Origin of the sequence: Frigoribacterium sp. CFBP9030, assembly GCF_034045195.1 — a bacterium.
GTDB lineage: Bacteria > Actinomycetota > Actinomycetes > Actinomycetales > Microbacteriaceae > Frigoribacterium.
Window position 1 is genome coordinate 113,557 of record NZ_JAXCWG010000001.1, and the last position, 13,431, is coordinate 126,987.

Sequence of the window (13,431 nt, forward strand, 5' to 3'; positions counted from 1 at the left end):
GCGAGGCGGGCGTCGTCGTCCGTCAGGGCTTTGTAGTCTGAGAACCGGGCCCCCATAGCCCAATCGGCAGAGGCAGGCGACTTAAAATCGCCTCAGTCAGGGTTCGAGTCCCTGTGGGGGCACTCGGAGGGGTCGGCGGCGGCGCCGGAGCATGATCACCGAGGCGAGCGCGAATGCCGCGAGGGCGGCGACGGCGACCGTCGTCCAGACGCCGGGTGCGACGGGGGTGCCGACGAGGACGAGTGCGGCAGTCGTCGCCCCGATCATCGCGACGCCGCTGTAGGCGACCTTCGACCACGCCCACAGCGCCTGCCCGGGCAGCGTGCCCAACGGGAGGATCGACAGCACGAGCGATCCGATCCCGGCGAGGCACATCGTCGTCGCGATCTCCAGCAGCAGTTGCGAGAAGAATCTGTCGCCGAAGCCTCCCCAGCCATGGGCCGCCCAGGCGGCGAACGAGACGACGAGCAGGGCGCCGATCTGAGCCGCGGCGACCATGCCCCGCGCCGCCGTCGACGGCTCCCGTGCGGGCGCGGGGTGTTCGGCCGTCGACGCGGCCGTCCGTGCGACGAGAGCGCCCGTCACGAGCACCCCGAGGAGGAGGGGCGGGTCGAGCGACAGCACGCGGGTGACGGCGCAGGCGACGAGGGCCGCCGTGAGGAGGGCCGGCGACATGCGGATGCTCACGCCGAGGCCGGCCCGTCGACCGACGAGCACCGCGGGGAGGACCACGGCGAGAGCGTTCAGAGCCAGGACGCCGACGACGACACCGAGCAGGAGACGCGCGTACTGCACCTGGCCGTCCACCCCGGCCGCGACGGCGATGGCGACGCTTCCGACGGCGAGGGCGACCCCGACGCTGACCCGAGGGTCGATGCTCCCTCCGCTGAACGAGGTCGGCAGCTCGGCGGCCCTGTTGCGGCCCGTCAGTCGAGGAGCGGGGCGACGCAGGCGTGCGCCGAGGGTCCGCGCGACCACTCGGATCGGCCCGGCGACCACGACCAGGAACAGCAGACCAAGAGCGAGCGCCGACGGCCACACGGGGCCGCCCAGGGTCTGGGTGAGGCCCGGCAGATCGCGACCGAACGAGGTCGCGGTCGCCCAGGTGCCCGTCGTCGGGTTCTGGACCGGCCCGGGACCGCCCGCCGCGCCTCCTGGAGGCACCGCCGCCCCGCCCCCGCCGCCGTCTCCTGGCGTGACGGACCCGGGCACCGGCGTCGCGGAGGGGTCGTCGTCGGTCGGGACGGGTGCCGGCGTCGCCGTGGTGCCGTCGGGGCTGCGCGAGGGGGTGGGGGTGACGCCGGGAGCCCCGGGGGAGGCGCTGGGCACGTCCGTCGGGCCGCTCGCGCCGACGACGACGGTCACGCCCCGCGACACGGGCCCGTAGTTGCCCGCCGCATCGACCTGAGCCGCCGTGATGGTCCGCGAGCCGTCGGGGAGGGCGGAGCCCGTCGAGTCGCAGCTCCACGATGCCCCGGCGATCGTCGCCTGGCACACGGGCGAGCCGTCGACGTAGACCGTCACCGTCGCACCGCTCTCGCCCGAGCCCCGGATGATCACGGGCTGGGCGTCGACACGGCTTCCCGAGCCCGGAGAGGTGATGACCGGGGCTCCGGGCGCCTCGCGGTCGATCGTGGCGACGACCGCGGCCGACGCACCGGATCGGGGGATCGGGATGGCGTCGCTCCGCTGCGTCGCGGTCAGCGAGTATCGACCGGACGGGAAGGACCCGGCGTCGAGCACGGCGCTCCACTCGCCCGCGGTGTCGGCCGTGCCGGATGCGCTCGCCCCTGCGGCCGTCGTCACCGTGACCACCGCGCCCGGTTCGGCGGAACCGGTCACCTTGGCACCGAGCAGCAGGCCGCCGCGAACGGTGGGAGCCCCGAGGACCGCGAAGGAGGCGCTGCTCACGTCGGGCAGATCGGCATGGGTCGTGTCCCGAGCCGTCAGGACGATGTCGGCACCGTTCGCGACGGTCACGGTGCACGACCACCGACCCGACGGGGCGGCGGCGGAGGAAGGCACGGTTGTCTCGCAGAGCGAGCGGGAGGGGACCTCGGGGTCGAGGACCCTCACCGACGAACCCGAGGCGGCCGTGCCCCCGATCGCGAAGGTGTTCACCGTGCGTCCGCCGACGTCGTCGATGGTCGGTGCGGGGGGATCGGCCGGCGCGGTCGGGCCGGGGGCCGGCTCCGTGGGGGCGCCGAGGCCGGGCGAGGGGGCGCCCGACTGCCGATCGGGCTCGGGCGCCGCGGGTGCCGACGTCGGCGCACCCGCCGCCTGCGCCGACGGGGCGGGCACGACGGCCAGGGCGGTGCCCGCGAGCAGCGGGAGGGCGATGAGGAGGGCTCCGACGGCACGCAGAAGAGGGCGTCCGGCGCTGGCAGCCGAGGGACGCGACGGGATCGGGGTCGGAGAAACGGGCACTGCCCACCATTCAGCACGTTCGCGGGCGGCAAGTCAATCCGCTGAGAGGGGGAGGTCGGGTGCGCTCGTCGTGAGTTCGCTCCGAAGACGCTCAGACGACGTCGAGGCGGCATCCGGCGCATTTATAGTGAAGATCTGACTGCGACGGCCCGAATACCGTCCGAGACGACCGACATCTCTCGCGTCTTTCGCGTCGTACCCCAAGGAGTGACACGTCATGCAACCGGCCACGATCGGCATCCTGGTAGCCGTCGGCATCATCGTCCTGCTCGCGATCATCGCCGGCATCTACCTCTGGGCGACCTACAACTCCCTCGTGACCCTCAAGGTCCGCGTCGACGAGGCCTGGAGCGACATCACGGTCCAGCTCAAGCGGCGGGCTGATCTGATCCCGAACATCATCGAGGCGGTCAAGGGCTACGCGACCCACGAGTCGAAAGTGTTCCAGAACGTGACCGAGGCCAGGGCCGAGACCCTGGGGGCTCAGACGCCCGCCGAGGCGTCGGCGGCCGAAGGTCACATGCAGACGGCCCTGAAGAGCATCTTCGCCGTGTCCGAGGCCTACCCGCAGCTCCAGGCGAGTCAGAACTTCCTGCAGCTGCAGTCCGAGCTCGTCGACACCGAAGACAAGATCCAGGCCGCGAGGCGGTTCTTCAACGGCGGTGTCCGCGAATTCAACACGAAGACGCGGGTGTTCCCGAACACGGTCTTCGCGAAGCGCCTCGGCTTCACCGAGCGGGACTTCTTCGAGGTCGCCGAGCCGTCGGCGATCGCCGAACCCCCTCGCGTCCAGTTCTGAGCCCGCCCCACCTCGACGCCGCGCCCCGAACGGACATCGGCCCATGTACTCAGCCGTCTCGCGCAACAAACGCAACACCGTCCTGATCGTCCTGATCTTCCTGGTCATCATCGGCGCGCTCGGCTTCGGGGCGGGTGCCCTGTACGGCAACTACTCGATCGGGTTCGTCGTCCTCGCCGCGGCGTCGATCTACGCTCTGATCCAGTACTTCGCCGCCAGCGGTCAGGCGCTGTCCCTCAGTCACGCGCAGCGGGTCGACGGTACGACGGCCCCGCGGCTGTACCGTACGGTCGAGAACCTCAGCATCACCATGGGCATGCCGATGCCCCAGGTCTACGTCGTCGTCGACCCCGCCCCGAACGCCTTCGCGACCGGCCGCGACCCCGAGCACGCCGTCGTCGCCGCGACCACCGGGCTGCTCGAGATCATGGACGACACCGAGCTGGAGGGCGTGATGGCCCACGAGCTCGGACACGTCAAGAACTACGACATCCGTGTGTCGATGATGGTCTTCGGCCTCGTCGTCGCCGTCGGATTCCTGGCCGACATCCTGCTGCGAATGTCGTTCTTCGGTGCGTTGACCGGCGGCAACCGCTATTCGAACAACGGCAACGGCGGAGGGGGCGGCGGCAACCCCGTCTTCCTGGTGCTCGGACTGGTCGCCATGATCATCGCTCCGATCGCGGCGGCCGGTGTGCAGGCGGCGGTCTCTCGTCAGCGGGAGTACCTCGCCGACGCCACGGGGGCGCTCACCACCCGGTACCCCGAGGGTCTCGCTCGAGCCCTCGAGAAGCTCGGCGCGTACGGCCGCCCGATGGCGACGCAGAACACGTCGATGTCGCATCTGTGGATCAGCGACCCGATGAAGCCGGGCGCGATGGACCGCCTCTTCAGCACCCACCCGCCCCTGGCCGACCGCGTCGCGCGTCTCCGCGAGAGCGCCGGCACCTTCTGAGGCGCGGTCGCCGACGCCCGCGCATCGACTCAGCCGAACCGGCGGCCCAGCTCCGCTGCGAGGTCGCCGCGTGGCATGACCTCGACCGACTCGAGACCCTGCCAGTGCGCCGCGCGCCGGAGGAGCGACGCCAGGCGATCGCAGTCGACGTCGAGATCCCGCTCGCGCCAGGCGGCCTGCACCCGCAGGACGCCCGCCTGCCGGTCGCTCTTCAGATCGACCCGGGCGACGAGGCGGTCGTCTTGGAGGACCGGCAGGACGTAGTACCCGTGGACCCGCTTCTCGAGCGGCGTGTAGATCTCGATGCGGTAGTGGAATCCGAAGACGCGTTCGGCGCGAGGGCGCGTCCAGACGACGGGATCGAAGGGCGACAGGAGCGCGTCGGCCTCGAGGCGGCGGGGGAGTCGGGCGTCTCGGTGCAGCCAGGCGGGTCGGCCCCAGCCCGGCACCTCGACGGCCGAGAGGACGCCCTCGTCGTGGAGTTCGCGGAGGGCCGGCACGACGTCGGCCGTCTTGAGCCGGAAGTAGTCGGCGAGATCCGCCGTCGTTCCGACGCCCTGTGCGGAGGCCGCATGCGCGAGGAGGCGCCTGTGCGCCTCGTGCCGGGAGATGTCCGTGTCGAGCAGCTCGTGTGGGATCACCTGCTCGGGGAGGGCGTAGACGCGTTCGAAGCGTCTCCGCCCCGCGCTCACCAGCTCGCCGACCCGGAAGAGCGACTCGAGACCCTGCTTGACCGAGCCCCAACCCCACCAGGGGCCCGTGCGGACGTTCGACTCGTGCTCGACGAGGCTGGCGGGCACGGGGCCGCCCTCCCGCACCAGATCGAGCAGCCAGCGGGCGAGGCGGGGGTTGGCCGACAGCCACGAGTCGTCGTCGGCCAGCCAGCGGCGCCGGTAGTCGGCCATCCGCCACCGGAAGAGGGGCCAGGTCGCCACGGGGACGAGGGCCGCCTCGTGCGCCCAGTACTCGACGTAGCGACCGGGGCCGTCGAGCGTGAGGCGATCGAGGTTCGCCCGGTCGTAAGCCCCGAGTCGGGCGAAGAGCGGGAGGTAGTGGCTGCGCTCGAAGACATTTACCGAGTCGATCTGCAGCAGCCCGAGTCGGTCGATCGTCGCGTTCAGGCGACGGGTGCCCGCCGGAGCCGTCGAACCCGAGCCGAGACCCTGGGCGGCGAGCGCCACTCGACGCGCGAGGGCGGGTGAGAGCTGATCGGGGGGCACGCCGACGACTGTAGCGTCGGCCTCCGACACCGTCCCTCCCCATCCAGGGCCCGGCACGTATGCCGACCGCGGAATATCACGGGTGGCTCGGCACCAGGGCGAGGGTCTTACACTGAGCGCATGATGCGGCGAAGCAGGCCCCCGCGCAGCGCGGTCGAGTCCCCTCCCCCTGGCGCCGCCCCGGTCGCTCCGGGTGCCGACCCGTCCGTGTCGCGGAGCATGGTCATCGCCGGTGCCTGGTCGTGGCGGATCCTCGTCGTGGTCGGCGTCATCGCCGTCTTCGTCTGGCTCGTCATCCAGCTGCGCATCATCGTCATCCCCTTCATGGTCGCCCTCCTCGTCTCGGCGCTGCTCGTGCCCTTCTCGAGCTGGCTGCAGCGCCACCGCTGGCCCAAGTGGGTCGCCGTCGTCGTCAGCCTCGTGGGTCTGATCGTCGTCGTGGCCGGTCTGTTCTACGCCGTCGTCGTCCAGATCATCGACGGCGCGCCAGAACTGCGCGACCGGTCCATCGCCTCCTACGGCCAGTTCCGCGACTTCCTGCTGACCTCCCCGCTCCATCTCACCGAGGGGCAGATCAACGGGTACCTGAGCGACGCCCTCGCCGCGCTGCAGCAGGACTCCCAGCCGCTCCTGCAGGGGGCGCTCTCGGTCGGTTCGACGGCGGGTCACATCGCGGCCGGGCTCGTCCTGATGCTCTTCGCGACGATCTTCATCCTGGTGGGCGGGTCCGACATCTGGCGCTGGCTGGTCCGCATCTTCCCGTCGAAGTCCCGTCGCGCCATCGACGGCGCCGGGCGTGCCGGGTGGCTGACGCTGACGAACTTCGTCAAGGTGCAGATCTTCGTCGCCTTCGTCGACGCCGTCGGCATCGGGCTGGGCGCCTTCTTCCTCGGTCTGCCCCTCGTCGTCCCGATCGCGATCGCGGTCTTCCTCGGGTCGTTCGTCCCCGTGGTGGGCGCGGTGGCCACGGGAGCCGTCGCCGTCGTGATCGCGCTCGTCTACAACGGCTGGGTGGTGGCGCTGCTGATGCTCGCCGTCGTCATCCTCGTGCAGCAGATCGAGGGGCACCTCCTGCAGCCCTTCGTGATGGGCAGCGCCGTCAAGGTGCACCCGCTCGCGGTGGTCTTCGCGGTCGCCGCGGGCACCCTCCTCGCGGGCATCCCGGGAGCCCTGTTCGCCGTGCCGGTCGTCGCCGTCCTCAACGTCATGATCACCTACGTCGCCAGGGGGGCGTGGCGCGAGTCGCCGCAGGCCTCCCTCGACGTCGTCACAGAAAGCCGTGCAGCCGATGTCTGACCTCACCCTCGCGGGCCCCACCCTGGCCGAGATGAAGGAGGCGCGGGTCCGGGTCTCGCAGGTCGCCCGCGTCACTCCGATGGAGAGCTCGAGGTTCCTCGCCGAGGTGCTCGGCTCGCCGGTGTACCTCAAGTGCGAGAACCTGCAGCGCACCGGCTCGTACAAGATCCGCGGCGCGTACAACCGGCTGACGCAGCTGACCGACGCGGAGCGCGCGCGGGGAGTGGTCGCGGCGTCGGCCGGCAACCACGCCCAGGGCGTCGCCTTCGCGGCACGTGAGATGGGTGTCCGCGCGACCATCTTCATGCCGGTGGGCGTGGCGCTGCCCAAGCTGCAGGCCACGAAAGACTACGGAGCCGACGTCGTGCTGAGCGGGCACTCCGTCGAGCAGGCGCTGAGGGCGGCGCAGGAGTTCTCGGACTCGACGGGCGCCGTCTTCATCCCGCCCTTCGATCACCCCGACGTGATCGCCGGGCAGGGCACGGTGGGGCTCGAGATCCTCGAGCAGGTGCCCGACGTCGACACCGTCATCGTCCCGATCGGCGGCGGCGGGCTCATCTCGGGGATCGCGAGCGCACTCGCCCAGACCAGCGCCGAGACCGGTAAGAAGATCCGCATCATCGGGGTGCAGGCGGTCAACGCCGCCCCCTACGCGGTCTCGATGAAGCGCGGCGTCCGCACCGACATCGAGACGCAGCCCACCATCGCCGACGGGATCGCCGTGGCGCGACCGGGGGTCCTGAACTTCGAGATCGTCCGCGAGACGGTCGACGAGGTCGTCACCGTCGGCGACGACGACACCGCCCGGGCGATCCTGGTCATGCTCGAGCGCGCCAAGCTCGTGGTCGAGGCGGCCGGCGCGGTGGGCGTCGCGGCCGTCATGACCGAGCAGGTGCGCGATCTCGGCACGACGGTCATCGTGCTGAGCGGCGGCAACATCGATCCGCTCATGATGGAGCGCGTGATCGGACGAGGCCTCGCCGCCGCCGAACGGTACTTGAAGATGCGGATCGGCCTGCCCGATCGCCCCGGGCAGCTGGCGCGGGTGTCCGAGATCCTGGCCGACGCGAACGCGAACGTCGTCGAGGTGCTGCACACCCGACACGGCCGCGGGCTCCAGATCAGCGAGGTCGAACTCGAGCTGAGCATCGAGACACGCGGGCCCGACCACGTCGAAGAGGTCATCCGGCGTCTCCGCGACGCGGGCTACACGCCCGACGTCGACTTCTGATCGAGGGCGACGTCGGGCCGTCGGCTACGGCGTGTAGGTGTCGACGGCGGTGATCTCGACGGTGATCTCCTTGCCGTTCGGCGCGGTGTAGCTCGTGGTCGTGCCGACGGCGAGGCCGTTGATGGCCTGGCCGAGCGGGCTGGTCTCGCTGTAGACCGAGAGGTCGCTGCCGGCGGCGATGATCTCGCGGTTGCCGAGGAGGAACGTGCTCGGGTCGCCGGCGATCGTCGCGGTGACGACGGTGCCCGGCCCGACGATGCCGGCGGCGGCCGTCGACTCGCCCACCGTGGCGTTCTTCAGCAGGTTGGTCAGCGTGCGGATGCGCGCCTCCATCTTGCCCTGCTCGTCTTTGGCGGCGTGGTAGCCGCCGTTCTCCTTCAGGTCGCCCTCTTCGCGGGCGGCCTCGATGCGGCTGGTGATCTCGTGGCGGCCTTCGTTGCTGAGCGTCGCCAGCTCGGCCTCGAGGCGGTCACGGGCGTCGGGGGTGAGCCACGTGGTGGCGTTGTCGTTCGTCATGGTGTTCTCCGTTCGTACGGCGGATCTTCCGATGCGCTGAGGATCGGACCGTTCGGCACGGCGACCGGGAGGCGCGCCCACCGAAAAAAGGAGACCGGCCGACTGGCCGGTCTCGTCATTCAGAGCAGTCTAGGGAAGCCAGCACTGGTAGATCAAGCCCGTGACGGCCCGTTCGGAGGTCGCGAGCGTGGTCGTGTAGGTCGACGTGAACTGCGGCGCGGGGGGCAGGTCGACGACCTTCCAGCCGACGATCGCGAACTTGTCGCTCTGCGCCTGCACCGCGCAGCTGACCCGGGTGCCGGCCTCGACGCTGATGGTGTACTGCACGTCGATGCTGTCGTCGCCGCCGACCGTGTAGCCGAGGTCGCGGGTCTCGAGCTTCGAGCCGTTGCCGTCGAATGCGGCGAAGACGACCCACGCGCCGAAGACCACGACGAAGGCCGCGGCGACCACGATCGCGATCAGTCGGCGTCGACGCGTGGCGGCGGGAGTGCGCCCGTAGCGCGCGTCGAGATGACCGTCGACGGGCTGGGCCGGATCGGCCTCGGTCGACGGGGGTGCGGGGGGCGTGGACGCCACTCTGATCTCCGTCCGATTATCCTTAGGGGGAGGGTAGCAACGTCTGCTCTGCACGAATTGCGAGGAACATGTGACCCTGCGCCTCCTGGCGGTACACGCCCACCCGGACGACGAGTCGAGCAAGGGCTCGGCGACGTACGCCCTCTACCGCAGTCTCGGAGTCGAGGTGCTCGTCGTCAGCTGCACCGGCGGAGAGCAGGGCTCGATCCTGAACGAGCAGATCGAGGCGCGGCACCACGCCGAACGCGACATCGCCGGTCTCCGGGTGCTCGAGATGCAGCGGGCGCAGCAGGCCCTCGGCGTCGACCACCTGTGGCTCGGCTACGCCGACTCGGGGCTCCCGCCCGAGGGTGAGCCCGTCGCGGTCAACAGCTTCGCGACGATCCCGCTCGAGATCAGCACCGAGCCGCTCGTCGCCGTCATCCGCCGGTTCCGGCCGCAGGTGCTCGTCACGTACGACGAGAACGGCGGGTACCCGCACCCCGACCACATCCGCAGCCACGAGATCTCGATGGCCGCGTATCGGGCCGCCTCCGACGCCGACCGCTACCCGACCGCGGGCGAACCCTGGCAGATCGACAAGGTCTACTACGACCGCATCATGAACACCGCCCGCCTGAAGTCGATGCTGACCCACCTGCAGCAGGCCGACGCCGAGTCGCCCCTCATCGAGCGCCTCACCGAGATGCTCGAGTGGATGGGCGCCCGACCCGACCTGGCGACCACGCACGTTCCGGCGTCCGACTTCTTCCCGGTCCGCGACGAGGCGCTCCGCGCGCACGCCAGCCAGGTGCCCCTCGACAGCGCGTTCTTCTTCTGGCCTCACGAGCTTCAGGTCGCGGCGTGGCCGACGGAGGACTTCCAGCTCATCGAATCGAGAGTCGAGACGACCATGCCCGAGAACGACCTGTTCGCCGGTGTGACCGACGACGACACCGGCCTGATCGGGGCGATCCGATGAGCGCCCTCGGCGACGCGACCCTCTCGGCCTCGGTGCGCCTCCTCGCCCAGCCGTCGACGCCCGATGCGACGCTGCCGGCGTCGACCGTGCCCGACGTCGACGTGACCCCGGGCGTCTGGGGCTTCGTGGCGATCGCATTCGTCGCGGTCGCGACGGTGCTGATCATCGTCGACATGACCCGCCGGGTCCGTCGCACGCGCTACCGCGGTGAGGTCCGCGAGCGCATCCAGGCGGAGCGCGACGGGGTCGCCTCCGGCGAGACCGCTGCCTCCGGCGACGGCGTCACGTCGGGCGACGGCGCGGCCTCCGGCGACGGCACCACCCGCGCCGTCGACGACGCATCCGACGGCGACGCGTCCGCGGGGCCCTCCGTCCGCGACTGACCGGAGCGGCCCCGAGCCGATCCGTCTGCGGGGCCGACCCTCCGCGACCGACCTGCGCGCGCCTCCTCGGCTCGAGAGAGGCCGGTGGCGCGACCGGTGCTCGATGGTCGGCCTAGAAGGTCGGCGGGTTCAGAGCGAGCACCAGGATGCCCGTCCAGTGGCAGAGGTAGGCGAGCACCGTCAGCGCGTGGAACAGCTCGTGGAACCCGAAGCGCCCCGGTGCGGGGTTGGGCCGCTTGAGGGCGTAGAACACGGCGCCGACGATGTACATCAGGCCGCCGGTCAAGACGAGCACGGTCATCGGGACGCTCGCCGCCAGCAGGTCGCCGGTGAAGCCGAGGGCGCCGACCCCCAGCAGGATGTACAGCGGCACGTACAGCCAGCGGGGCGCCCCCAGGAAGAAGATCCGGAAGAGGATCCCGAGACCCGCACCCGTCCAGACGAGGGTGAGCAGCAGGGTCGACGTCGCGGGAGGCAGCGCGATGACCGCGATCGGGGTGTACGTGCCCGCGATCAGCAGGAAGATGTTCGCGTGGTCGAGTCGCTTCAAGAACCTCTTGGCCCCCGGGCTCCACGGGAACCGGTGATACGTCGCGGAGATGCCGAACAGCAGGAGCGACGTCGTCATGAAGACCGCGGAGGCCCAGGTCGCGGACGTCCCGTCGGAGACCACCACGAGGATGACGCCCGTCGCGATGGCGATCGGGAAGGTCGCGGCGTGGATCCAGCCGCGCCACGACGGCTTGCGTTCGATCGAGGCGTATTCGAGGCTGTCGTCGAGCAGAGGCAGGTTCGGGATGTCGGCACCGCCGACGCCGTCGCTCACGGGTCGGGTCATGATCCGAGCGTAGGGGAGGGCAGGAGGCGCGGGCCTGGGAATCGACTCGGCGAGCGGGGGCCCACCGGTGGGCTACCGTAGCGGTGTGAAGAGTCGTCGGAGGTCGCCGCTGGCCCGCGGTGTGCTCTACGAGCTCTACCAGAGCCGGCTGCGACGCGAGCTCGACGGCGCCGATCTGCCCCACCACGTCGCCATGATCGTCGACGGCAACCGGCGCTGGGCCAAGCAGCGCATGCTCGAGACCGCCGCCCACGGCCACCGCGCCGGCGCCGCCAAGATCAGCGAGTTCCTCACCTGGTGCGACGATCTGGGCATCCGCGTCGTCACCCTGTACCTGCTCTCGGCCGACAACCTCGGCAACCGCGCCTCCGACGAGCTCACCGAGCTGTTCGGCATCATCGGCGACGTCGCCGACGAGCTCTCGCAGCAGCGCGACTGGCGCGTGCAGCACGTGGGCGCCAGCGACGACCTGCCGCAGGGGCTCCGCGACTCGCTGACCGGCGCCGCCGAGCGCACGGCCGGCAAGAAGGGGCTGCACGTCAACCTCGCGGTCGGGTACGGCGGGCGGCGAGAGATCGCCGACGCGATGCGCAGCATCGTCCGCCAGCACGACGCAATGGGGGGCACCCTCGACGCGCTCGCCGAGGTGCTGACACCCGAGCTGATCGCCGAGCACCTCTACACGGGCGGTCAGCCCGACCCCGACCTCGTCATCCGCACGTCGGGCGAGCAGCGACTGAGCGACTTCATGCTCTGGCAGAGCGCGCACAGCGAGTTCTACTTCGTCGAGGCCTTCTACCCCGACCTCCGCGAGGTCGACTTCCTCCGGGCCGTGCGCGACTTCGCCGTGCGGCACCGTCGCTACGGCAGCTGACCCCGCACCTCGATCGACCGCCGCCACCCGACATCGGCGGTCGGCGATACGGTTGACAGCCAGCGACACCGCCCGAGGAGACCAGCGTGACCACCATCGATGAACTGATCTCGGGGTACACCGACGAACCCGGGTACTTCGACTTCGCCAAGTGGGGCCCGATCTCACGGCCCGTCGTCGAAGAGGAGCGCGCTCTCGTCGACGTCCAGGCTCGTGCCCGATTCGGCTCGGAGGTGGCGCTGACCGAGCAGGCCGGGCGGGTCCGGCGGGCCGTCTCGGCCGTCGTCGGGTTCCCGGCCGACCAGGTGGTCTTCCAGCCGGATACGAGCTCGGGTCTCGTCCACACCCTCTTCGGCCTGACGGGGCAGGTCCTGATGTCCCCGCGCGACTATCCGAGCGGGCCGGTCGCCGCCACGCGGGCCGCCGCGGCGATGCGCGTGCTCGAGCCCGTGTGGATGGACCTCGACCACGACGTCGTGACCCCTGCCGTCGTGCAGCGCCACCTCACCGACCGCGTGACGGCGGTCGCCGTCAGCCTCGTCGACTACCGCACCGGCTACCTCGTCGACCTCGAGGGCATCCGCCAGGTGATCGGCGACCGGCTGCTGATCGTCGACGCCATCCAGGGGTTCGGCGTCGTCGACGCTCCGTACGGCGTGGCCGACGTGATCGCCTCGGGTGGCCAGAAGTGGGTGCGCGCCGGCTGGGGCACGGGGTTCCTGGCGCTCAGCGAGCGGGCGTCCGCCACGCTGACCCCGGTCTTCAGCGGGGTGGCGGGCACCGAGCTGCGCCTCGGCGGCTCGTACCACGAGACGCTGCCGACCCTGCCGGGTGCGGCGGCGTTCCAGATCACGAACTCCGACCCGATCGCGCAGGCGCGGTTCTCCACCGCCCTCGAGGGCATCGCCTCGGTCGGCGTCGCCGCGATCTCGCGAGAGATCGCCGACCGGGCCTCGCGGCTGATCGACATCGCCGACGAGTTCGCGCTGCCCGTCGTCTCGCCCCGAGACGAGGCCGAGCGCGCCGGCATCGTCGTGCTCGAACCCTCTCCCGAGCAGATGACCACGCTCACGGCGGCGCTGCTGAACCACGGGGTCACGGCCACCGTGCGCGACACCACCGTGCGGCTCAGCGTGCACCTGTCGACCGACGACGACTCGTTCGACCTGCTGCGGGGCGCGTTGACCTCGTTCGGGACGACCGTCTACTACTGAGCCGCGCCTCCTCGGTCGACCCGCGCCTCCCGCCCTGCGACGACTCCGCGCGCTCGCGAGCTGTTCACGTGTTCGTCACACGACACGGCGGGTCGTGTTCGGCCGGTCGCCGGGCGACGACGTAGGTTCGACCCATCG

At 71.0% G+C, this 13,431-nt stretch carries 13 protein-coding genes and 1 tRNA gene; 9 read left to right on the top strand and 5 right to left on the bottom strand.

What is annotated here, in order from left to right:
• Window positions 1-48 precede the first annotated feature (48 nt).
• Window positions 49-122: transfer RNA gene (locus tag SOM13_RS00520), tRNA-Leu, on the top strand.
• Here SOM13_RS00520 and SOM13_RS00525 read toward each other — a convergent pair.
• A complete protein-coding gene (locus tag SOM13_RS00525; RefSeq protein WP_320478608.1) occupies window positions 97-2,427 on the bottom strand; it encodes an Ig-like domain-containing protein in 2,331 nt (776 codons plus the stop codon). The genes SOM13_RS00520 and SOM13_RS00525 overlap by 26 nt on opposite strands.
• A 217-nt stretch (window positions 2,428-2,644) precedes the next feature.
• Between SOM13_RS00525 and SOM13_RS00530 the strand changes: the two genes are divergently transcribed.
• Both SOM13_RS00530 and SOM13_RS00535 read left to right on the top strand, forming a co-directional pair.
• Window positions 2,645-3,226 (top strand): LemA family protein, encoded by a 582-nt coding sequence (locus SOM13_RS00530; protein ID WP_197981786.1) that lies wholly within the window; start codon window positions 2,645-2,647, stop codon window positions 3,224-3,226.
• 43 nt (window positions 3,227-3,269) lie between these two features.
• Window positions 3,270-4,181 carry a M48 family metalloprotease gene (locus SOM13_RS00535; protein WP_320478609.1) on the top strand — a complete coding sequence of 304 codons (912 nt, stop codon included), beginning with the start codon at window positions 3,270-3,272 and terminating at the stop codon, window positions 4,179-4,181.
• Window positions 4,182-4,210: 29 nt separating this feature from the next.
• Here SOM13_RS00535 and SOM13_RS00540 read toward each other — a convergent pair whose 3' ends face one another.
• Window positions 4,211-5,401, bottom strand: a complete 1,191-nt coding sequence (locus SOM13_RS00540; protein ID WP_320478610.1) for a winged helix-turn-helix domain-containing protein — start codon at window positions 5,399-5,401, stop codon at window positions 4,211-4,213.
• A gap of 120 nt (window positions 5,402-5,521) precedes the next feature.
• Between SOM13_RS00540 and SOM13_RS00545 the strand changes: the two genes are divergently transcribed.
• The gene (locus SOM13_RS00545; protein WP_243213862.1) at window positions 5,522-6,697 is read left to right on the top strand and encodes an AI-2E family transporter; all 1,176 of its coding nucleotides are present in this window, start codon (window positions 5,522-5,524) and stop codon (window positions 6,695-6,697) included.
• Window positions 6,690-7,928, top strand: a complete 1,239-nt coding sequence (gene ilvA / locus SOM13_RS00550) for a threonine ammonia-lyase (RefSeq protein WP_192059609.1) — start codon at window positions 6,690-6,692, stop codon at window positions 7,926-7,928. Before SOM13_RS00545 ends, ilvA begins: the two co-directional genes overlap by 8 nt.
• Window positions 7,929-7,952: 24 nt before the next feature.
• On the opposite strand, the gene greA is transcribed toward ilvA, so the two are convergent.
• Entirely contained in the window at window positions 7,953-8,444 is a 492-nt protein-coding gene (greA, locus tag SOM13_RS00555) for a transcription elongation factor GreA (protein WP_192059611.1), read from the bottom strand.
• A gap of 129 nt (window positions 8,445-8,573) precedes the next feature.
• Window positions 8,574-9,023 (bottom strand): DUF4307 domain-containing protein, encoded by a 450-nt coding sequence (locus tag SOM13_RS00560; RefSeq protein WP_192059613.1) that lies wholly within the window; start codon window positions 9,021-9,023, stop codon window positions 8,574-8,576.
• Between the two features lie 70 nt (window positions 9,024-9,093).
• Here SOM13_RS00560 and mca point away from each other — a divergent pair, with 70 nt between their 5' ends.
• Together mca and SOM13_RS00570 are read left to right on the top strand one after the other, a co-directional pair.
• The gene (gene mca / locus SOM13_RS00565) at window positions 9,094-9,984 is read left to right on the top strand and encodes a mycothiol conjugate amidase Mca (RefSeq protein WP_192059615.1); all 891 of its coding nucleotides are present in this window, start codon (window positions 9,094-9,096) and stop codon (window positions 9,982-9,984) included.
• A complete protein-coding gene (locus tag SOM13_RS00570) occupies window positions 9,981-10,367 on the top strand; it encodes a hypothetical protein (protein ID WP_320477039.1) in 387 nt (128 codons plus the stop codon). The genes mca and SOM13_RS00570 overlap by 4 nt, the downstream gene beginning before the upstream one ends.
• Before the next feature lie 112 nt (window positions 10,368-10,479).
• On the opposite strand, the gene trhA is transcribed toward SOM13_RS00570, so the two are convergent.
• Entirely contained in the window at window positions 10,480-11,205 is a 726-nt protein-coding gene (trhA, locus tag SOM13_RS00575; protein ID WP_192059619.1) for a PAQR family membrane homeostasis protein TrhA, read from the bottom strand.
• A gap of 85 nt (window positions 11,206-11,290) precedes the next feature.
• Here trhA and SOM13_RS00580 point away from each other — a divergent pair, with 85 nt between their 5' ends.
• Both SOM13_RS00580 and SOM13_RS00585 read left to right on the top strand, forming a co-directional pair.
• On the top strand, window positions 11,291-12,079 hold the full coding sequence (locus SOM13_RS00580) for an isoprenyl transferase (RefSeq protein WP_320477038.1): 789 nt from the start codon (window positions 11,291-11,293) through the stop codon (window positions 12,077-12,079).
• An 86-nt stretch (window positions 12,080-12,165) separates the two neighbouring features.
• Window positions 12,166-13,293, top strand: a complete 1,128-nt coding sequence (locus SOM13_RS00585) for an aminotransferase class V-fold PLP-dependent enzyme (protein WP_320478611.1) — start codon at window positions 12,166-12,168, stop codon at window positions 13,291-13,293.
• Window positions 13,294-13,431: the final 138 nt, after the last annotated feature.